The sequence below is a fragment of the Pseudomonas yamanorum genome, assembly GCF_900105735.1.
Lineage (GTDB): Bacteria > Pseudomonadota > Gammaproteobacteria > Pseudomonadales > Pseudomonadaceae > Aquipseudomonas > Aquipseudomonas yamanorum.
Genome location: NZ_LT629793.1, coordinates 47,462 through 68,150 on the forward strand (window position 1 = coordinate 47,462; position 20,689 = coordinate 68,150).

Annotated in this window: 16 protein-coding genes; 10 read left to right on the top strand and 6 right to left on the bottom strand. The window is 60.5% G+C overall.

The features are described from left to right. Positions 1-4 precede the first annotated feature (4 nt). Complete coding sequence (locus BLU46_RS00240; protein ID WP_093197037.1) at positions 5-1,654, bottom strand: AMP-binding protein; 1,650 nt, start codon at positions 1,652-1,654, stop codon at positions 5-7. 1,077 nt (positions 1,655-2,731) lie between these two features. Here BLU46_RS00240 and BLU46_RS00255 point away from each other — a divergent pair. The 4 genes from BLU46_RS00255 to BLU46_RS00270 all read left to right on the top strand — a co-directional run bounded on the left by BLU46_RS00255 (position 2,732) and on the right by BLU46_RS00270 (position 8,037). Continuing rightward, on the top strand, positions 2,732-3,622 hold the full coding sequence (locus BLU46_RS00255; RefSeq protein ID WP_093197040.1) for a bestrophin family protein: 891 nt from the start codon (positions 2,732-2,734) through the stop codon (positions 3,620-3,622). Positions 3,623-3,697: 75 nt separating this feature from the next. Beyond that, entirely contained in the window at positions 3,698-4,756 is a 1,059-nt protein-coding gene (locus tag BLU46_RS00260; RefSeq protein WP_093197043.1) for a tetratricopeptide repeat protein, read from the top strand. 111 nt (positions 4,757-4,867) lie between these two features. Further along, positions 4,868-6,370: an ATPase domain-containing protein gene (locus BLU46_RS00265; protein WP_063030086.1), complete on the top strand. Its 1,503-nt coding sequence runs from the start codon at positions 4,868-4,870 to the stop codon at positions 6,368-6,370. Then, a complete protein-coding gene (locus BLU46_RS00270) occupies positions 6,367-8,037 on the top strand; it encodes a response regulator (protein WP_063030082.1) in 1,671 nt (556 codons plus the stop codon). The genes BLU46_RS00265 and BLU46_RS00270 overlap by 4 nt, the downstream gene beginning before the upstream one ends. A gap of 30 nt (positions 8,038-8,067) precedes the next feature. Here BLU46_RS00270 and BLU46_RS00275 read toward each other — a convergent pair whose 3' ends face one another. From BLU46_RS00275 to BLU46_RS00295, 5 genes are all read right to left on the bottom strand, one after another. Next, positions 8,068-8,445, bottom strand: a complete 378-nt coding sequence (locus BLU46_RS00275) for a response regulator (protein WP_010171103.1) — start codon at positions 8,443-8,445, stop codon at positions 8,068-8,070. A gap of 66 nt (positions 8,446-8,511) precedes the next feature. After that, positions 8,512-9,717 carry a hybrid sensor histidine kinase/response regulator gene (locus BLU46_RS00280; protein ID WP_063030080.1) on the bottom strand — a complete coding sequence of 402 codons (1,206 nt, stop codon included), beginning with the start codon at positions 9,715-9,717 and terminating at the stop codon, positions 8,512-8,514. Beyond that, positions 9,711-10,310: a chemotaxis protein CheB gene (locus tag BLU46_RS00285; protein WP_093197045.1), complete on the bottom strand. Its 600-nt coding sequence runs from the start codon at positions 10,308-10,310 to the stop codon at positions 9,711-9,713. Before BLU46_RS00285 ends, BLU46_RS00280 begins: the two co-directional genes overlap by 7 nt. After that, entirely contained in the window at positions 10,307-11,122 is an 816-nt protein-coding gene (locus BLU46_RS00290) for a CheR family methyltransferase (RefSeq protein ID WP_063030076.1), read from the bottom strand. Before BLU46_RS00290 ends, BLU46_RS00285 begins: the two co-directional genes overlap by 4 nt. Further along, positions 11,123-14,524 (bottom strand): response regulator, encoded by a 3,402-nt coding sequence (locus tag BLU46_RS00295; protein ID WP_093197048.1) that lies wholly within the window; start codon positions 14,522-14,524, stop codon positions 11,123-11,125. A 176-nt stretch (positions 14,525-14,700) separates the two neighbouring features. Between BLU46_RS00295 and BLU46_RS00300 the strand changes: the two genes are divergently transcribed. The 6 genes from BLU46_RS00300 to BLU46_RS00325 are packed head-to-tail and all read left to right on the top strand — an operon-like array spanning position 14,701 to position 20,666. Beyond that, positions 14,701-15,492: a hypothetical protein gene (locus tag BLU46_RS00300; protein WP_093197051.1), complete on the top strand. Its 792-nt coding sequence runs from the start codon at positions 14,701-14,703 to the stop codon at positions 15,490-15,492. Positions 15,493-15,501: 9 nt separating this feature from the next. After that, positions 15,502-16,947 (top strand): DUF1254 domain-containing protein, encoded by a 1,446-nt coding sequence (locus BLU46_RS00305; RefSeq protein WP_063030068.1) that lies wholly within the window; start codon positions 15,502-15,504, stop codon positions 16,945-16,947. A 12-nt stretch (positions 16,948-16,959) separates the two neighbouring features. After that, entirely contained in the window at positions 16,960-18,360 is a 1,401-nt protein-coding gene (locus BLU46_RS00310; RefSeq protein ID WP_063030066.1) for a DUF1254 domain-containing protein, read from the top strand. 58 nt (positions 18,361-18,418) lie between these two features. After that, the gene (locus tag BLU46_RS00315; protein ID WP_063030064.1) at positions 18,419-19,324 is read left to right on the top strand and encodes a transporter; all 906 of its coding nucleotides are present in this window, start codon (positions 18,419-18,421) and stop codon (positions 19,322-19,324) included. A 32-nt stretch (positions 19,325-19,356) separates the two neighbouring features. Next, complete coding sequence (locus BLU46_RS00320) at positions 19,357-20,106, top strand: DUF2092 domain-containing protein (protein ID WP_093197056.1); 750 nt, start codon at positions 19,357-19,359, stop codon at positions 20,104-20,106. Further along, positions 20,103-20,666, top strand: coding sequence for a hypothetical protein (locus tag BLU46_RS00325; protein ID WP_063030060.1), 564 nt, complete (start codon positions 20,103-20,105; stop codon positions 20,664-20,666). Before BLU46_RS00320 ends, BLU46_RS00325 begins: the two co-directional genes overlap by 4 nt. The last annotated feature ends 23 nt before the right edge of the window (positions 20,667-20,689 follow it).

A 20,689-nucleotide genomic window follows, 5' to 3' on the forward strand; every position in this document is an offset into this window, starting at 1 on the left:
TGGGTCACGCCGTGGCCGCCTGGGCCTTGGCAATTTCCTGATTACGCAAAATGAAGCGTTGCAGCTTGCCGCTCGGGGTCTTGGGCAGCTCGCTGACAAATTCGATTTCCCGTGGGTACGAGTGCGCCGCCAGGCGCTTGCGTACGTGCAGGCGCAGCTCCTCGGCCAGGGCCGGCTCGGCGCGGTATTGCTCGCTGAGCACCACAAAGGCTTTGACGATCTCCGTTCGCTCCGGGCATGGCTTGCCCACCACCGCGGCCTCCACCACTGCCGGATGCTCGATCAATGCACTTTCCACATCGAACGGCCCTACTCGGTAGCCGGAGGTGGTGATCACATCGTCGCTGCGCCCGACAAAGCTGATGCTGCCGTCGGGGTTCAGCTCCACCGTATCGCCGCTGAGGTAGTACTTGCCGACGAAGGCTTTGGTCTTGACCCCGTCGTAGCCGGTGAACCAGCACATCGGCGATTGTTCGCGGTCGATGGCGAGGATGCCCGGCTGGCCGGCGGGCAGTTCCTGGTGGTTGTCGTCCAGTACCACGATGCGGTGGCCTGGCGAGGCAAAACCGGCGGAACCCACGTGCACCGGGTGTTCCAGGCCGTGGTGGTTGCACAGCACCATGCCCAATTCAGTCTGGCCATAATGGTCGTGGATGGTCACGCCGAGGTTGTCGGCGAACCAGCGGATCACTTCCGGGTTCAAGGGCTCGCCGGCGCTGCTGACAATGCGTAGCTTGCCCTTGATCGACTTGGCGAACTGCTCGCCGCCGGCAATCAGCAGGCGATAGGCCGTGGGGGAACCGGTGAGGTTGGTGATCCCGTATTTGTTGATGACGCGGCAGGTGCTTTCGAGGGTGAACGGGCCGTCGTAGAAGGTGATCGGATGGCCCATGGACAAGGGGCCGGTCACGCCGAAATAGATGCCGTAGGCCCAACCCGGGTCGGCGACGTTCCAGAATGCGTCTTCGGGGCGCAGGTCGACGGCATCGCGGGTGTAGCTCTGGAACGCCACGATTGCCTTGAGCGGTACTGCCAGGGCTTTCGACGGGCCGGTGGTACCGGAGGTGAACATCAGCAGGAACGGGTCGTCGGCGCCCAGCAATACGGGTTCGCAGAGGCTGGAGTAGTTGGGCAGTTCGGCCCAGAAGCTGAAATCGCCGCGCACGATGCCTTCGCCGTTGGGGCCGGCGACGGTGACGATGGTTGGGCAGTCGGCCACTTCATTGAGTTTGGGACGGTTCACGGCGTCAGTGACCACCAATGCTGCGCCAGAGCTGTTCAGGCGGTGTTCGATGGCCTTGGGGCCGAAGGCGGTGAACAGCGGCTGATAGACCGCGCCGATGCGCCAGGTGGCGAGTACCACTATCAGTAACTCGGCGGTGCGTGGCAGGAGGCCTGCTACCTTGTCGCCGCGATTGACGCCCTGGGCCAGGAGGAAGTTGGCGAAGCGGGCGGCCTGGTCTTGTAATTGGGTGAAGGTGGACGTGGCGCTGCGGCCGTCCTTGCCCTCCCAGAACAGCGCGATGCGGCCGGGTAAGGCGTGGCGGTCGCAGCATTCGACGCAGGCGTTGAGGGCCTGCAGAGTGCCCGACAGGGCGGCGTCAACGGTGTGCTGGTAGTTGAACTGGGTGGTGGTGGCCGAGTAATCACGCATCGCTTCAAATCCCTGTGTGTTTTTTTGTTTTCAGGATGGGTACGTAGACCGGTGAAATAGTCGCTCTAGAGCGGTGGGTGGGCAATGGTCAAAGCTTTCAACTTGGTTGACTGGTTTGGCCAATGGGGGGCTTTTTTTGGGTTGTGTGTGTATATCCGTTATTTGGGTAACGGCCGCCTAGGGTTCCGCTCTTACAGCGGCTCACTTTTGAACAGCGCAAAAGTAAGCAAAACGCTCTTGCCCCACCACTCGGCACCTCGCCTAGGCTCGGTGTGCCCTCACTCCGGCTTTGGACCGTGGGCCGCCGCGATGGGCCATCCTTGGCCCAGCGCGGCTAACCTGGCGTCCTGCCAGGTTACCCACGCTCCAAAGCCTGCGTTCGGCCAGCGTGGTTTAACGGGGCGCCTAAGATCAAGATCAAGATCAACAGCAAGAGCACAGCGGCCTACCGGCCGGCTTGAGTGTTTAGAAGCAAAATCAAAAGCTAAAGCGGGCACGGTCAAATGTGGGAGCTGGCTTGCCTGCGATGGCATCAACTGGGTGTACCTGATGCACCGAGGTGTCTGCATCGCAGGCAAGCCAGCTCCCACAGAAAAGCAGAGCTGCATCAGCTTCAGATTTGGCTTTCGCTTTGGTCTTTGCCTTTGCTTTTAACACTCAAGCCGGCCGGGAGGCCGCTGTGCTCTTGCTTTTGATCTTGATCTGCGGGCCCCGTCAACCACGATGGCCGCAAGTAGGCACGGTGGAGCGGGTAAACCGGCAGGACGCCGGTTTAGCCGCGCCGGGCCATGGATGGCCCGTCGCGGCGGCCCGCGGAACCGGGCCGGAGTGCGGGCATGCCGAGCCTAGGCGAGGCACCGAGTGGTGGGGCAAAGACCTTTTGGTTACTTTTGGGGCGTTTGCCAAAAGTGACCCGCTGTAAGAGCGGAACCATAGGCGGCCGTTACCTAAATAACGGATATGTACACCCAAAGCCCCAACGATAGACCCCACCAATCACCCAGTCAGCCCAAGCAATTGGACGCAACGCAAACATGCTTCTAACCTGACAGCCTGCGCCACCCAAGAAGCCCGCCCATGATCGTCCGCCCCAAACCCAACCTGCTCGGCATCCTGTTCTCCCTCAAGGGCTCAATCGCCAAGCGCATCGCCCTGCGCAGCCTGCTGGTCACCTTGCTGGCCTCAGTCATCGTGCTGGTAGAAACCCTGCACCCGGCCTACTTCTCCAAGGTCAACGCCACCCCCTTCACGCTCCTCGGCCTGTCCCTGTCGATCTTCATGAGCTTCCGCAACAACGCCTGCTACGACCGCTGGTGGGAAGGCCGCAAACAACTGGGCCAGATGATCATCGAAATACGCTCACTGATCCGCGAAACCCAAATCCTCACCCCCACCGACCGAGAAGCCGTACTACGCGCCCTGTGCGGTTTCGCCCACGGCCTGATTGCCCGCCTGCGCCTGGAAGATGAAGCCCAAGCAATCAGACCGTGGGTCAGCCCAAAGGCCAGCCACCCCAACCTCCCCGACAGCATCCTGCAAGACCTCGGCGCCCGCTGCTCGAACCTCGCCGAACAAGGCCACATCAGCGACTGGCGCTACACCCAACTGGAAACCCGGCTATACGGCCTGAGCCAGGTCCAGGCCTCGTGCGAGCGCATCAAGCACACGCCGCTGCCCTTCCCCTATACCCTGCTGCTGCACCGCACCATCTACCTGTTTTGCATTCTGCTGCCCTTCGCCATGGCCGAGCCGCTGGGCTGGCTGACGCCGGTGTTTACCGCGATCGTCAGCTACACCTTCTTCGGCCTGGATGAAATCGGCGACGACCTCGAAGACCCCTTCGGCTTTGACGAAAATGACCTGCCCTGCAACGCCATCCTCCGCACCCTGGAGCGCGAGATTCTCGCGGCCCTCGGCGAAACCGAGCTGCCGCCGGCCCTTGAGCCCATTGAATTCGTGCTGACGTGATGCGGGTTTGACACTCGCGGTGACCTGACCGAAGCTGGTGACTTTGCACTAGCTGCCAAGCTTTCGGACGCCTGCATGTCAAAGTCACGCCGTTACTCCATCATCGGCCTGTGCGCCCTGTTGTTTATTGTGCTGATCACCTGGTATTTCACCCGTACGCCCCCGGTGGTGGTGCCCCCGGCCATCGCCCACGGTTACGCCAAGGCCTTGAAACAGGCACATAACGGCGAACCCGGCGCCGCCCGTGTGCTGTACCAACAGCTGGGCCGTCCGGACCTCTCCGATGTGCGCCGCGCCGCCCTGCATGCCGAACTGCCTAACTACCCCAGCCCCCAGGCCCTGAAGCTGGCGGACAAGGACCTTACCCATGACGCGCCCATGGTGCGTGAGGCGGCGATTCACAGCATTGTCGGCCTGGTGCCCAGCGGCCAGCGCACGCTGTTACTCGGGCCGTTGCTGGATGACCCGGAGCAAAGCGTCCGGTTTGCGGCGGCCAATGCCTTGCTGGGGCTGTCTCCCGACACCCTGGGCCTGTACTTCGGCCCGTTGCAGCAGGTACTCGACGAATACGTGAAGTTGCTCAAGGGCCAACCCGAAAGCCCCGAAGGCTGGATTCAGCTGGCACGCCTGTACATTCACAGTGCGCTGCTGCCCGATGCCCAAAATGCCCTGGAACAGGCGATGCGTCTGCAACCGGACAACCTGCAAGCCGTCGTCGCGCAAATTGAACTGCTGGACAAGCAGGGCAAGGTCGACGAATCCCGCCAGCTCCTGGCCAAGCAGTTGCAGGCTCACCCCGATTCGGCCTACCTGCAACATGCCCTGGGCATGTGGCTGCTGCACCATGGCGAGCGCGCGTTTGCCCTGCTCAGCCTGTCCCGGGCAGTGGAGCTGGAGCCGAACAATCAGGATTACCGCTACGACCTGGCGACCACCCTCCACGCCCAGGAGGAACTGGAGGCCGCCCAGCGCCAGTTGGAAGAAATCGTCCAGCGCAACCCGGCCAATCGCAAGGCGCGGGTCTTGCTGGTCAATTACTGGAAGGAAACCGGCCAGTTGCAGAATGTGCAGGTGCTGCTGGCGCAGCTTGAACAGCAGAACCCGGACGACCCGGCGCTGCAACAAGGCCTGTAAACGCTGCAATTGATACAAAACGTTGAACCGCCACACACCGCTACGGTCAAGTAAATATGGCGCGCCCCAGACGGCGCTGCCGACTACTTATTTGTGACCCGAGGGCACTTCTTGTCTACATCCAAAGAGCTGTTCACAGCAAAGGCGGCCACCGGTATTGAAGGTCTGGACGACATTCTTGCCGGGGGGCTTTCCCGTAGCCACTTGTTCCTGCTGGAAGGTGAACCCGGCACCGGTAAAACCACCGTGGCCCTGCATTTCCTCCAGTCTGGGGCAAAAAACGGCGAACGATCGCTGTACATCACCCTGTCGGAAACCGAGCGCGAGTTGCGTCAGGGTGCCAAGTCCCATGGCTGGGACCTGGACGAACACATTCACATCTTTGAACTGACCCCGCCGGAAAGCCTGCTCAACGCCGAGCACCAGCAAAGCCTCCTGTATTCCTCGGACCTTGAGCTGGGCGAAGCCACTCGCCAGATCTTCGAAGTGGTGGAACGGGTCAAACCGACCCGCGTCGTCATCGATAGCCTTTCTGAGATCCGCCTGCTGGCGCAAAGCTCTCTGCGCTATCGCCGGCAGATCCTGGCCATCAAGCACTACTTCGTGCGCTACGACGCCACCGTATTGCTGCTGGATGACCTGACCACCGAGTCCCTCGACAAAACCGTACACAGCGTGGCCCACGGTGTGATTCGCCTGGAAGAACTGACCCCCAACTACGGCGCCGAGCGCCGTCGCGTGCGAATCGTGAAGTACCGTGGCCAGAAGTACCGTGGCGGTTTTCACGACTTCACCATCATGGAAGACGGCGTACATGTATTCCCACGCCTGGTGGCGGCCGAACACCGTGGCGGCTACAACCGCCAGACCCTCACCAGCGGCATCCGTGAAATGGATGCATTGCTCGGTGGCGGTATCGAAACCGGTTCCAGCACCTTGATCCTGGGCCCGGCCGGTACCGGCAAATCGCTGATCTCGATGATCTTCGCCGCAGCGGCCGTCGCCCGCGGCGAAAAAGCCGCGCTGTTCATTTTTGATGAAGAGCTGGGCCTGCTGTTCGAGCGCATGCGCAACATGGGCATCGACCTGGAAGCGCTGCAAGCCACCGGCAATCTGCTGATCGAACAAGTGGACGCCGCCGAGCTGTCTCCCGGCGAGTTCTCCCACCGGGTGCGGCGTTGCGTGGACGAGCGCGGGATCAAGACCGTGGTGATCGACAGCGTCAACGGCTACCAGGCCGCGATGCCGGAAGAGAACGCGCTGATCCTGCACATGCACGAGCTCCTGCTTTACCTCAACCGCCGTGGCGCCGCGACCTTCATGACCGTCGCCCAGCACGGCCTGGTGGGTGACATGCAGGCGCCGGTGGACATCACTTATCTGGCCGACACCGTAATCCTGCTGCGCTACTTCGAAGCCTTGGGCAAGGTGCGGCGCGCGATTTCGATCATCAAGAAACGCACCGGCAGCCATGAATCGACGATTCGCGAATACCGTATCGGCAGCAAGGGCATGACCATCGGTGAACCTCTGGATACGTTCCAGGGTGTATTGCGCGGCGTGCCGACCTATATGGGCACCGATAACCCGCTGCTCAAGGATGAAAGTTCATGAGTGGATCGTCGGCCATTTCCGAACGGGCGATCATTCTGGCGCCCCTGGGCCGCGACAGCTCCCTGGCATTGATGATGCTCAATGAGGCCGGATTCAACGGCATCATCGCCAGCCATTTGCAGATGCTGTGCGAGGAACTGGAACAGGGCGCCGGCTTGCTGATTGTGGCCGCCGAAGCCATGCACGGTGTCGATCTGGAACCGCTGCTGAGCTACCTGCACCAACAGCCGGCCTGGTCGGACCTGCCTATCGTGCTGATGACTCATCATGGCGGCAGCGAACAGAACGGCTCATCACGCTTGAGTACGCTGCTGGGCAACGTGACGTTCCTGGAGCGGCCGTTCCATCCGATCACCCTGATCAGCCTCGTGACCACGGCCCTGCGCGGACGCCGCCGACAATACGAGGCACGCGACCGGTTGATCGACCTGAGCCAGAGCGAACAGCGCCTGCAAAGCACCCTGGAAACCCTTGAGCAACAGGTGGAAGAACGCACGGCTCAACTGCGCAACAACGAAGAAGCGTTGCGCCAGTCACAAAAAATGGAAGCCGTCGGCCAATTGACCGGCGGTATCGCCCATGACTTCAACAATATGCTGACCGGGATTATCGGCAGCCTTGAGCTGCTGCGAAGGCGCGTAGCCCGGGGCCGCACTGAAGACCTCGACAGCCTGATCGACCTGGGTGTCACTTCAGCCAACCGCGCGGCCGCCCTGACCCACCGTTTGCTGGCGTTTTCCCGTCGCCAGTCGCTGGATTCAAAACCGGTACAGATCAATCAATTGGTGAGTTCGATGGGTGAGCTGCTGCAACGCAGCCTCAACGAAAGCATCACCCTGGACATCCGCCTGACCGAACAGTTATGGACCGCCGAAGTCGACCCCAATCAACTGGAAAGCGCCCTGCTCAACCTGGCCATCAATGCCCGGGATGCAATGCCCAACGGCGGCAAACTGGTGGTGGAAACCACCAACCGCCACTTGGACAGTGTGTTTACCGCAGCCTATGGCACCCTCACCCCTGGCGACTATGTGGAACTGAGCGTCAGCGACACTGGCTGCGGCATGCCCGAGAGCGTGATCAGCCGCGCCTTTGACCCGTTCTTTACCACCAAACCCATCGGCCAGGGCACCGGGCTGGGGTTGTCGATGATCTACGGGTTTGCGCGCCAGTCCCACGGGCATGTGTCGATCCACAGCGTGGTGGGCCAAGGCACCACCGTCAGCCTGTTCCTGCCGAGGTATGTCGGCGAGGTCATTGCAGATGAACCTCTCAACCCGGCATTGCTGCCGTTCGCCAACGCTGGCGAGACGGTGCTGATCGTCGAAGACGACCCGGCCGTGCGGGTGCTGGTCAGCGCCGTGTTGAGTGAACTGGGTTATGCCTTCGTCGAAGCCGGTGATGCCGACAGTGCCATGCCGATCATCGAGTCCAGCCAGCGGATTGACCTGCTGATCAGCGACGTTGGCCTGCCCGGTATGAACGGCCGGCAACTGGCGGAAATCGGGCGGCAGGTGCGACCGGACTTAAAGGTGTTGTTTATCACGGGCTATGCAGAGCATGCAGCGGTGCGGGGCGGCTTTCTGGACCCGGGCATGCAGATGATCACCAAGCCCTTCACCTTTGATTTGTTGACGGCAACGGTGAGGGAGATGATCAAGGCTTGAAGAGGGAGTGCGCTCCCTCTTCGCAAGGCGTTAAGCCAGCAAGCGCTGGATATGTTCCTGCAACGTATCCAGGTCAAACGGCTTGGCCAGGATCGGCGCATTGCGCGTGATCGGGCTGTTGCAGTCGAGGATCTCCTGCGGGTAACCGCTGATAAAGATCACCTTCAATTCCGGTCGCAGCTTGATCGCAGGCTCGGCGATCTGCACGCCGGAAATACCGCCTGGCAGACGATAGTCGGTGACCATCAGGTCTAGGTGCGGCTTGGTGGCGAGGATTTCGAACGCCTGCTCACCGTCAATCGCCTTCAACACCCGGTACCCAAGCCCCGACAGGTACTCGCCCAACACAAACATAATCGATTCGTCATCTTCGACGATCAGTACAACATCTTGTGCATCTTCACTCATGGGAAGCCTTTGTCCGGTCAATTGCTGCTGATACGACCATAGGGTCACGCAGAGGTTGCGTCGGATTCACGATTGATTTCCTGGCGCGGGCGCCAACGGCAGGCAAACGCGGAACAAGGCGCCCTCGCCTATCCGGCTTTCGACTTCGATAGTACCGCCATGGGCCGCGATAATCTGCTCGGAGATAAACAGCCCCAGGCCGAGGCCCGCGACAGCGTGGTTGGCCGACACCCGTTCAAACTGCTGGAAAATCCGCTTCTGGTTGTCTTCGCTGATGCCGATACCGTGGTCACGCACTTCCACTCGTGCTTCGCCATGCTCGGCATAAACCCGCACCTCCACCGGGCTCTTGGCCCCGTATCGCAAGGCGTTGGTCAGCAGGTTGGACACCACCTGTTCGATACGGAACTCGTCCCAGTTGCCCTCCACCGGCCCTTCCTGCACCCACTTCACCGAGGACTCGGCCGCCGCCACTTGCGGGGCGAAATTCTCCAGCAGGTTGTGCACCAGTTGCGTCAGGTCAAAGCGCCCGGGGCGAATCGACAGCTTGCCGGTGCGAATACGCGATACATCAAGCATGTCTTCGATCAAGCGGATCAGGCTCTGGATCTGCCGCTCGTCGCGGTCGACCATGGCGTGCATCTTGTCCATGGTAAAGGCGGCGGCGTTATCCCGGGCCAGGTGCATCTTGCGCAACTGGGTTTCCAGGATCAGCCCGTTGAGGGGCGTACGCACCTCATGAGCAACGATCGACATGAAGTCATCACGCATGCGCACGGCTTGCTCCAGTTCGGCCTGGGTGGCCTGCAAGCGCGTGAGCAAGGCTTCCTGCTCGCGGCGGCTTTGCTCCAGGGCTTCAACCTGCTGTTTCATCGCCTTGCTCTGGCGATACAGGTCGACGAAGACATTGACCTTGCTCTTGACCGCATGGATATCCAGCGGCTTGTGCAGGAAGTCCACGGCGCCGCTTTCGTAGCCCTTGAACGCGTAGTTGAGCTCACGACCGGCGGCGCTGACAAACACGATCGGGATGTTCTTGGTCTTTTCGGTGCCGCGCATCAGCTCGGCCAGCTCAAAGCCGTTCATGCCGGGCATCTGCACGTCGAGAATGGCCATCGCGAACTCGTGCTCCAACAGCAGCGACAACGCCTCGTCGGCGCTCAATGCCTTGTAGACCTGGCGGTCCTCGCGCTTGATCAGCGCTTCAAGGGCCAGCAGGTTTTCCGGCAGATCGTCGACGATCAGCAGTTTGGCCTGGACAGTACTTAACATGGGGAGGATTCCAGGGAAGCCAGCAAGGTGCCGATGCGGCTCAAGGGAAGAATATGGTCAGGTGTATGCAGCGCCAGGGCGGCGCGGGGCATGATGGCTACCCGCGCCTCGTCGGGATCCTGGACCACCGTCATACCACCGCACTGTTTGACATGGGCCAGGCCACGGGCGCCGTCTTGGTTGGCGCCCGTCAGCAGGATCGCCATCAGGCCGGCGCCGTAAGCATCGGCCGCCGACGCGAACAGGTAGTCAATGGCTGGCCTGGAATGGTGCACGCGGTCCTCCTGGCTCAGTGACAGGCTACGGTCGTGCTCTACCGACAGGTGATAACCGGGGCCGGCAAAATACAGGGTACCGGGCTGGATCACTTCCTTGTCCCGCGCTTCCACCACCTTCATCGATACGCGACGGTCAAACACTTCCGCCAACTGGCTGCGGCGCTCGTCGGGCAGGTGCAGCACCGTGATGATCGGCAGGCCGAAGCTCGCCGGCAATTCACCAAAAATGCCCAGCAACGCCTCGACGCCGCCTGCGGAAGCGCCGATCACAATAGCTTCGATCCCGGATACCGGGCTGGCAGCAGCTTCATTCATAATTTTCGGTAGATCCGTTCTTGCTTGACCAAGGGTTCGAACTGTTTGCTGTAGCCGGAGAAATCCAGGGTTTCCTTGCTGCCCAGCACCAGGAAGCCGCGATGACACAGCGACTCATGAAACAATCCAAACGCCCTATCCTGCAACTTTTTATTGAAGTAAATCAGTACATTACGACACGAAATTAATTGAGTTTCTGAGAATACGCTATCCGTCGCCAGGCTGTGATCGGCAAACGTCACGTTCTCTCGCAGGGTCTTGTCGAAGATCGCATGATCGTAAGCCGCGGTGTAGTAATCGGCAAACGAACGCTGGCCACCGGCCTGCTGGTAGTTGTGGGTATAAGCGCGGATGTTCTCAAGGGAAAAAATCCCCTGCTTGGCTTTTTCCAGGGACCGGGGATTGATGTCGGTAGCGTAGATGATGGTGCGCTCCAGCAAGCCTTCCTCACGCAACAGGATGGCCATGGAATACACCTCTTCCCCGGTGCTGCAGCCGGCGATCCAGATCTTGATCGACGGGTAGGTCTTGAGCAGCGGCACCACTTCCTGGCGAATCGCCAGAAAGTGCGAGGGATCGCGAAACATCTCACTGACGGGAATCGTCAGGAACTGCAGCAACTGCATGAACGCCGTCGGGTCATGCAGCACCCGCTCCTGCAAGGCCGAGATGGTGGCGCAGTCGAACTGACGCAGCGCATGGGCCACGCGGCGCTTGACCGAGGCCCCGGAGTAATCACGAAAGTCATAGCTGTACTTGAGGTAAATCGCCTCAATCAACAAGCGCAGTTCGATGTCAGTGCTTCTTTCCAATTAAATCCGTTCCATCTTGGGTAGCCACACGCGAATCAATGAAAACAACCGGTCCAGGTCGATAGGCTTGGCCAGGTAATCGTTGGAGCCTGCCGCCAGGCAACGCTCCTGATCGTCCTTCATGGCCTTGGCCGTCACTGCGATGATCGGCAGCTTGCGCCAGCGCGGGTCCTGGCGGATCAAGGCCGTGGCCTCGTAACCGTCCATCTCCGGCATCATCACATCCATCAGCACCAGGTCGATGTCATCGACTTCATTGAGTTTCTCGATCGCCTCGCGGCCGTTACGGCCGATCACGACAATCGCGCCCTTGTGCTCCAGGGCACTGGTCAGGGCGAAGATATTGCGCACATCGTCATCCACCAGCAGGATCTTGCGCCCTTCGAAGACCTTGTCGCGGCTGCGAGCGGTCCTGAGCATTGTCTGGCGTTCATGGGACAGCTGGGATTCGACTTTGTGCAGAAAGAGTGTGACTTCGTCCAGCAGGCGCTCGGGGGAACGCGCACCCTTGATGATGATCGAGCGCGAATACTTGCGCAGTTCGGCCTCTTCGTCCCGGGTCAGGTTGCGCCCGGTGTAGACGATCACCGGCGGGAACGAGCAGATATCCTCGGTGGACATGCGCTTGAGCAACTCATTACCGAGCATGTCCGGCAGCTTGAGGTCGATGATCATGCAGTCATAGATGTGGGTGCGCAGCAGGTCCAGTGCCTCTTGGGCGAAGCCTACGGCGGTGATCTCGATGTCATCGTCGCCGATCAGGCGGGCAATGCTGTCTCGCTGAAGGTCATCGTCTTCCACCAGCAGCACACGCTTGACCTTCTGCGTCAGCTTGGCTTCCAGGCGGGCGAACACATCCTTGAGCTCTTCACGGGTGGTCGGCTTGACCGCATAGCCCACGGCGCCCATGTGCATGGCGGCTTCGACGCGGTCTTCCACGGAAATCACGTGCACCGGGATATGGCGGGTCCCGGCATGTTCCTTGAGGCGTTGCAGCACGGTCAGGCCGGAATGGTCCGGCAGGCGCATGTCCAGCAGGATCGCGTCGGGAATGTACTGCTCAGCCAGGGCGTAGCCTTCGTCTGCGCCATGGGCCACCAGGCAGTGGTAACCCAGTTCATGGGCGAGATCGAAGAGGATGCGGGCGAAGTTGGGCTCATCTTCCACCACCAGGATGCAACGCGTGGCGAACGGAGCCTTGTCGCGGTCATCGATAAAGCGCGGGATCTGCGCTTCGTGGGCGATCGGCATCGGCGACACCTTGATCGGCGCCGGTGCAGGCACAGGGACTACCGCGCGCGGCTGTTCCAGCGCCGGGGTGTCTTCGTCACGCTCTACATAGTGCTCGGGCACCACCAGGGTAAAGATACTGCCCTGACCAGGTTCGCTGGTGACGCTGATATAGCCGCCCAGCAGGTTCGCCAGGTCCCGGGAAATCGACAGGCCCAGGCCGGTGCCGCCGTAACGACGGTTGGTGGTGCCATCGGCCTGGCGGAAGGCCTCGAAGATGCTTTCCTGCTGGTCCGGGGCGATGCCAATCCCCGAGTCGCGCACGGTAAAGGCGATGCCTTCCCCCGGCGCCCGGGATACCGACAGGCTGACCTCACCTTTCTCGGTGAACTTGATGGCGTTGGACAGCAGGTTCTTCAGAATCTGCTCCAGGCGCTGGCGGTCGGTGAACAGCATGTGCGGCGAGCCTTCCTGCACCTCCACCTGGAACCCGAGCTTGCGGTCGGCTGCCAGCGGCTCGAACATGCCGCGCAGCCCATCCACCAGGCGCGCAACGCTGGTATTCTCCGGGCGCATTTCCAGCTTACCGGCTTCGACCTTGGAGATATCGAGGATGTCATTGATCAGGTTGAGCAAATCGTTGCCGGCCGAGTAGATCGACTCGGCGAACTTGACCTGTTCGGCGCTGAGGTTTTCCTGGGGGTTCTCCGCCAGCAACTTGGCAAGGATCAACGAGCTGTTCAGCGGTGTGCGCAGCTCGTGGGACATGTTGGCAAGGAACTCGGACTTGTACTTGCTGGAGCGCTGCAACTCATCAGCGCGCTCTTCCAGCTCGATCTGTACGCGATTGAGTTCAACGTTTTTCTGATCCATGGCATCGCGCTGCTCGGCCAGGGTCTGGGTCTGTTCGGCCAACTGTTCGTTGGTCTGTTCCAGCTCCGCCTGTTGGGTTTCCAGGTGGGCCTGGGACTCCTTGAGGATGCGCGACTGTTCTTCCAGCTCTTCGTTGGCGGTCTTGAGCTCTTCCTGCTGCACTTGCAGTTCTTCATTAAGCTGTTGGGTTTCGGCCAGCACTTCCTGCAGGCGCTGACGATAACGGGCAGCTTCGATGGAGGTGCCGATATTGCCGGCAATCAACTCCAGCAGTTCGACATCACGGTCTTCCAGTACACGCAGGAACCCCAGCTCGATCACCCCGTTGACCCGGCCATCGTCGCTGGTCGGTACCACCATCACACTGCGGGTCGAGCCTTCGCCGAGGCCGGAACTGACCTTGAAGTAGTCCACCGGCACATCGTCCAGGCGAATCAGGCGATCCTGACGGGCAGACTGGCCGACGATGCCTTCATCGTTATAGATCGACTGTTCCTGCTGCTCTTGCTCGCGGGAGAAGCCATAAGTGGCCACGCGTGTAAGGCCGCCGTGCTCTTCACGCACGTACAGCGCCGCCACCGCCGACCCCATGTACTGGGCGAAGAACTGCAAAATGTTACGACCCAGCAGGCTCAACGTCAGTTGGCCAAGGACCTGCTCGGCCAGTTCGGTCTGGCCGTTGCGCAGCCAGGCTTGCTGCTCCAGGCGCTTGGCAATCCTCTGCTGCGACATGAGGTTTTCGCTGTAACTATTTGAAAGCTCAAGCAAATTCTTTCGACCGACATACGCGAGAAAGCCGCTCAGGCCGAGTACAAACACCAGGTACAGGGTGACGCTGATGATCGTGGTGCGGGTAACGTCTTCATTCCGGGTGATGCGGAATTGTTGCTCCATCGCCACCGCCCGGTCGTACTCCTTGCGAATTTCGTCCGTCAGGCTTTTGCCACGCCCGGCTTTCACGGCGGTGCGAAAATCACCGCTTTGGCGCTGCATATCAATCATCGACTGGGCATAGGTGTTCCATGCCTGTTGCAACGACTCCAGACGCTTGAGCCGGTCCACCTGCTCTGGATTGTCCGCCACCAGTGCCTGCAAATTGCGCAAGTCCGAAATGATCCGCGGCTTGGCCACTTCATACGGGTCGAGGAAATGCTCGTCCCCCGTGATCAGGAAGCCGCGCATGCCGGTTTCCAGGTCCACCGTCAGTTTCGAGGTTTCGTTGAGATTGTTGATCACCCGGTCGGTGTGCTCGACCCACTGAATCACCGACAACAGGTATTTGAGGCAATTCGCCATCATTCATGGCGTTCGTGATGCCCCCTCAACAAACAACTAATTCTTTCGATTGACTAGCGAGTCCTAAATTTACTGCTAGCTTCAAACGACATGTCCTACACGTAATAGTGAATAAGGACAGCCCCCTAGCCTTCACAAACGCGCTATCGGGAACATCACCAGGGAATTGGGGAGTGGTCATGCTTAAGTCATCGTATATTCCGGCCGTTGTGCTGGCGGCTTCAGTGTTGCCTGCAATTTCGGCCCAGGCCGACAACGCCGATACCGCCAACAAGAGTAACAACCCGTTGAACCTCGCACCGGGTGCAAACCTGCAGGACTATTACACCCCGAAGTTATTCGACACTAACGCCCATACCAACGACATGCTCTTGCGCGGCACGCTGCCCGTTGCGCCCTCGGACTTCATTGGGGTGCCACAGCTGTTGCGCGCGACGTTGCCCATCAGCACACGTCCCGACCCCCACAGTGGCTACACCACCGGGATCGGCGACTTGAACCTGTTCGATATTTTCCTGCTCAAGACCGAAGGCGTGCAGTTGGGCATCGGCCCGCAGATCACCGCGCCTACCGCCGAGCACGATGAACTGGGCACCGGCAAGTGGCAGGCCGGCCTGGCGGCGGTGGCCATCGATGCCTCGCCCCGTGGCCTGCTCGGTGCTTTGGTGCAATACCAAAGCTCCTTCGCCGGCGACAGCGACCGCGCCCATGTGGAAAGTGCCACTTTCCAACCGTTCATCATTCATAACCTGCCCAAGGGCTGGTACCTGCGCTCCACCGGCACCTGGACGTTTGACCTGAAAAACGACACCCGTTACATCCCTATCGGTTTCGGTGCCGGCAAGGCCTGGAAATCCGGCAGCAATATCCTCAACGCCTATATCGAACCGCAGTGGACGGTCGCCCGCAAAGGCGATGGCCTGCCGCAGTTCACTTTGTTTGCCGGGATCAACGTCACGTTCGGGAAATAAGGATATTTTATGCAGGCACTGCTTCGTAGCGCCGGTTTCAGCCTGCTGGCCCTCGCCGCCAGCGCACAGGCGCAAACCCTGGATACGCGCATCGGTCCGATCACCATGGAAGGCGAGCTGCCGGCCCACAGCGAAATCGCCAAACTGTATGGCGAGCTGGATTTCCAGCAGGCCACCCAGAGTTTCCTGTGGGCCTTGCCACTGGTGTCCTATGCACAATGGCAGGACGAATTCAGCACCAAGCTCGGCGCCCGCAGTGGCGACCTGATGGTGCTGACCACCTACGAAGACAAGCTCGGCGTGATCACCGCCAACGCCACCACGCCGTACATTCTCGGTTTCGTCGACCTCAACGAAACCGGGCCGCTGGTGATCGAACTGCCGCCCGGCCCCACCGCAGGCGGGATTGGTGACTTCTGGCAACGGGCAATCATCGACATGGGCCAGACCGGCCCTGATCAGGGCAAGGGCGGCAAGTACCTGGTGCTGCCACCCGGCCAGGAGCCACCCGCCGATGCGGGCCAGTACTACGTGGCCAAGTCGGAAACCATGAACGTGCTGGTGGGTTTTCGCGTACTCGACCCCGACCCCGCCAAGGGCAAGGCGCTGGTCGAGCAATTCAAGATGTACCCCTACGCCCAACGTGCCAACCCCACGAAAACCCGCTTGCTGTCACCCGGCGGCAAGCCCTGGTCCGGCACCCAGCCACGGGGCATGGCTTACTGGCAGCGCCTCCACGGGATTATCCAGAAAGAACCGGTTAACGAACGTGACCGTTTCTACATGGCCATGCTGTCCAGCCTGGGCATCGAAAAGGACAAACCGTTCAACCCCAACGAACGTCAGCGCCAGGCCCTTGAACAAGGCGCGCAAATGGGTGAATTGATCGCCAAGGCCAATGCCTTCGCCAAACGCTTCCCCCAGGCCCAGTACTGGAAAGACCGGCAGTGGGACACCGTGCTCAACATCGCCGAGCCGTCCCAGCGCGTTACCTACTATGACCAGCTCTGGGAACGCAGCGCCTGGTTCTATGAAGCGGTCACCAACACCAAAGGCATGGTTTCCAAGACCCCCGGCCTGGGCCAGACCTACCTCGGTGCCTACACCGACAACAAGGGCCAATGGCTCGACGGCAGCAAGTCCTACACCTTGCACGTCGGCGCCAACCCGCCGGCCAAACAGTTCTGGTCGATGACCGTGTATGACATCGACAGCCGCTGCCTGATCGACAACCCACAGCGCAAGGCCGACCTGTCGTCACGCCAGGATTTGAAGAAAAATGCCGACGGTTCGATAGATCTTTACTTCGGACCGCACGCGCCAAAAGACTTCGAGAGCAACTGGGTGCAAACTCTGCCCGGCAAACACTGGTTCAGCTATTTCCGACTGTATGCGCCCACCGAGGCCTACTTCGATAAAAGCTGGAAACTCGACGACATCCGACTGATTCAGTAAGGACGCAACAACATGATTCGAACTCCGACGCGCCTGCTGTTGGCGAGCCTCTCGATTTTCATGAGTACCGGCGCCTGGGCCGATTTCACCGCCACGCCGAGTGAAGCCCGGGCCATCGCCAAGGAAGCCTACCTCTATGGCTTCCCGGTGGTGGAAATGTATAAGACCCTCTACACCCAGGCCGTCGACAAGACCGGGCCTAACTTCAAGGCGCCGTTCAACCATATCGGCAACACTGCGCAAGTGTTCACGCCCAAGGACACTGCGTTCGTTACACCGAATTCGGACACACCCTACTCCTTCGTCTGGCTGGACCTGCGCGCCGAGCCGGTGGTGCTGACCCTGCCAAAGATCGAAGACAACCGCTATTACTCGGTGCAGTTGATCGACCTCTACACCCAGAACTTCGGCTACCTGGGCACCCGCAGCACTGGCAACAACGGCGGCCATTACATGATCGCCGGCCCTGACTGGAAAGGTCAGCAGCCGACCAATATCGACCGCGTGGTGTACAGCGAAAGCAACATCGCCTACGCGCTGTACCGCACGCAACTGTTCGATGACAAGGACCTCGCCAAGGTCAAGCAGATCCAGAGCGGCTACAAGGTCCAGACCCTCAGCAACTACGTGAACCAGCCGAAACCGATCAAGCCGCCGAAAATCGCCTGGCCCAAGCCCACCCCCAACATGAGCGACAGCGTGCACCTGTTCCGCTACCTGAACTTCATGCTGGGCTATGCAGCGCCTCAGGACAGTGAAAAAGAGCTGCTCGCACGTTTTGCCAAGATCGGCGTCGAGGCCGGCAAACCGTTTGACCTCAAGGCCCTGACGGTTGAACAACGCAAGGCTCTGGAAGACGGGATCGCCGACGGCAAGGCTGAGTTTGCAGCGTTCAAGAAGGACAAGGTCGATACGCACCAGGTATCCAGCGGTGACCTGTTCGGCAGCCGCGATCACCTGCAGAACAATTACCTGTACCGCTACGCCGGCGCCAACATGGGCATCTTCGGCAACTCCACCGATGAAGCGGCCTATATGAGCTACTTCATCGACAGCGACGGCAAGCCCGCCAACGGCGCACGACACAGCTATACCCTGCATTTCGCCAAAGACCAATTGCCACCGGCGGATGCGTTCTGGTCGCTGACCATGTACGACGCCAAGACCAAACTGCTGGTGCCGAACCTGAAGAAGCGCTACCTGCTCAACTCGCGGATGTTGCCCAACTTCAAACTCGACGCCGATGGCGGCCTGACGCTGTTGGTTGCGCACCACGAGCCACCGAAAGCCGAACAAAGCAACTGGCTGCCCGCACCGCCCGGCCCGTTCTACGCCGTATTGCGCATTTACCTGCCCAAGCCTGAAGTGGGTAACGGCCAATGGAAGCTGCCACCGCTCACACCGATCAAATAGCGCCTGATCAAGTAGCACCGCTGCACCCTGACATCAGGCATTTACAAGGAGTAGAGCCATGGTTTCACGTAGTCAACTGAGTGCGTTTACCGCTGCCACACTGGCACTGATGCCAGGGATAGGGTTTGCCGACAATGCCAGGGATTGGCAAAACACCCCGACGGATATGAATATGGTGTTCGGCTACTACAACCGGGTCGACACCAACACCCCGATCGACACGACATTGCCAATCAACGGTCTGTCGTTGGATGCCGACCTCTACCTGTTCCGCTACGCCCGTTCATTCGGCATCGACGGGCGCAACAGCGCCATCCAGTTTATCCAGCCTTACGCCGACGTTTCGGCGTCATTCGACAACGCCCAGTTTTTCAGCGGTACCAAGCGCAACGGTGGTATGGGCGACACGCAGATTGTGTTCGCCCATAACATCTTCGGTGGCCCGGCACTGACCGCCGAGGAGTTCGCCAGCTGGAAACCCGAGACGTTCCTCACCGGCGCGCTGTGGGTGACCATGCCCACCGGTGACTACGATAAAGACCGCATCATCAACATCGGCTCCAACCGCTGGGTGTTCAAGCCCGAACTGGGCTTCGGCACCCCGATTGGCCCGACCTGGCTGGAAATCAACACCTACGTGTCGCTGTTCGGCGACAACAAGGATTACCACGGCGATAGCAAGCTGGAACAAAAGCCGCTGTATGCCATCGAGGGTCACTACAGCTACACCATCAACCGCGCACTCTGGGTCTCGCTGGACGCCACCTACAACCGCGGCGGCGAAAGCAAGATTGATGGCGATTGGCAAGACAACAAACAGGAAAACGGCCTGCTGGGCGCCAGCCTGGGTTTTATGTTGTCACCCCAGTTTGGCGGCCTGATCGCCTATAACGACACGGTCTCCGAACGCACCGGTTCACCCGATGTGAACACCTGGACCTTCCGCCTGCAGTACGTCTGGTGAGAACCGCCTTCACGGAATGAACGGAGTGCGCCATGTCCCGTATTCTTCTTGCGCGTTTAGTGCTCACCGGTGTGCTGCTCACCTCTCACACCGTTTTGGCCGACGAGCTGGAACCCAAGGCCCTCACTGCCCTGGAGCAGATGGGGGGCTACTTGCGCAGCCTGCAGCAGTTTCGCATCGATGCCCACAGCCATACCGACCAGGTGTTGGATAACGGCCAGACCATCGAATTCAGCCATCAAACGCGCCTTGCGGCCATGCAGCCGGACAAGCTGCAAGTCTCGGTGGAAAGCGACGGCTCGCGCCGCAGCCTGTTCTACAACGGTAAAAGTTTCACCCTGTACGACAGCCGCAGCGGCTACTTCGCCAACCAGGCGGCGCCAGCGAATATCGGTGGCTTGCTCGATCAGTTGAGCGAACGCTACGGCATCGAACTGCCCCTGGCCGACCTGTTCCGCTGGAACCCCGGCACCGCCAAGGAGGTGGGCATCAGCAATGCCGTGCTGATCGGCAGTGAAACCATCGACGGCCAGACCTGCACCCATTACGCCTACCGCCAGCCGGATATCGACTGGCAACTGTGGGTTCGCCAAGGCTCGCAGCCACTGCCCTGCCGGCTGGTGATCAGCCGCCGGGACACCGCCGAACACCCAAGGCACAGCGTCAATTACCTGTGGCAACTCAACAGCCCGCCCAAACCTGCCGACTTTGAGTTCACTCCTCCGGCCGGCGCCCGTGCAGTGCCCCTGCAACAGTTGGAGCCTCAGGGAGAACAGCCATGAAAAGCACAGCAGCGGTATTGACCGCGAGTTTGCTGCTGACGCTGTTCGATCCGCTGGCTGCCCAGGCCTGGCAACTGCGTGGCGGTGGTGGCGCACGGACGTTTGTGGTGCCCCATGGCGGCGGTGGCGGTTACCGTCCTCCCATGCCCGCGCCCCACCCGATGCCGGCCCCCCGGCCGATGCCTCCACACCCGGAGCCGCACCCGCAGCCCCATCCTCAACCTGGGCCACACCCCGAGCCTGGTCCGCATCCATATCCAGGACCGCGCCCCGGGCCACAACCGGGGCCGCATCCATACCCGATGCCGCCTCCTCCACCGCCGCCACCCCCTCCGCCGCCCCACGGGGATGACTGGTACCACCCATGGGCCACCGCCGCCGTGATCGGCGCGACCACGGCGACCGTCCTCGCCATCGGTACCCGCGTCACCACGGTGCCGGTGGACTGTGTCTCGGTGGTCGCCAATGGCGTGGCCTATCAGCATTGCGGCCCCACCTGGTACCAGCCGCAATACGTCGGCAGCTCCGTGCAGTACATCGTGGTCGCCGCGCCCTGGTGACCCACTGTTTCAAGGAGGATTGT

Excerpts from the sequence above, each read along its gene's own strand:
- BLU46_RS00280 (WP_063030080.1), bottom strand. The coding sequence starts at position 9,717 with ATGTTAAGTACTGTCCAGGCCAAACTGCTGATCGTCGACGATCTGCCG.
- BLU46_RS00300 (WP_093197051.1), top strand. The coding sequence starts at position 14,701 with ATGCTTAAGTCATCGTATATTCCGGCCGTTGTGCTGGCGGCTTCAGTG.
- BLU46_RS00295 (WP_093197048.1), bottom strand. The coding sequence starts at position 14,524 with ATGATGGCGAATTGCCTCAAATACCTGTTGTCGGTGATTCAGTGGGTC.
- BLU46_RS00240 (WP_093197037.1), bottom strand. The coding sequence starts at position 1,654 with ATGCGTGATTACTCGGCCACCACCACCCAGTTCAACTACCAGCACACC.
- BLU46_RS00275 (WP_010171103.1), bottom strand. The coding sequence starts at position 8,445 with ATGAGTGAAGATGCACAAGATGTTGTACTGATCGTCGAAGATGACGAA.
- BLU46_RS00270 (WP_063030082.1), top strand. The coding sequence starts at position 6,367 with ATGAGTGGATCGTCGGCCATTTCCGAACGGGCGATCATTCTGGCGCCC.
- BLU46_RS00320 (WP_093197056.1), top strand. The coding sequence starts at position 19,357 with ATGTCCCGTATTCTTCTTGCGCGTTTAGTGCTCACCGGTGTGCTGCTC.
- BLU46_RS00315 (WP_063030064.1), top strand. The coding sequence starts at position 18,419 with ATGGTTTCACGTAGTCAACTGAGTGCGTTTACCGCTGCCACACTGGCA.
- BLU46_RS00310 (WP_063030066.1), top strand. The coding sequence starts at position 16,960 with ATGATTCGAACTCCGACGCGCCTGCTGTTGGCGAGCCTCTCGATTTTC.
- BLU46_RS00325 (WP_063030060.1), top strand. The coding sequence starts at position 20,103 with ATGAAAAGCACAGCAGCGGTATTGACCGCGAGTTTGCTGCTGACGCTG.
- BLU46_RS00305 (WP_063030068.1), top strand. The coding sequence starts at position 15,502 with ATGCAGGCACTGCTTCGTAGCGCCGGTTTCAGCCTGCTGGCCCTCGCC.
- BLU46_RS00255 (WP_093197040.1), top strand. The coding sequence starts at position 2,732 with ATGATCGTCCGCCCCAAACCCAACCTGCTCGGCATCCTGTTCTCCCTC.
- BLU46_RS00285 (WP_093197045.1), bottom strand. The coding sequence starts at position 10,310 with ATGAATGAAGCTGCTGCCAGCCCGGTATCCGGGATCGAAGCTATTGTG.
- BLU46_RS00260 (WP_093197043.1), top strand. The coding sequence starts at position 3,698 with ATGTCAAAGTCACGCCGTTACTCCATCATCGGCCTGTGCGCCCTGTTG.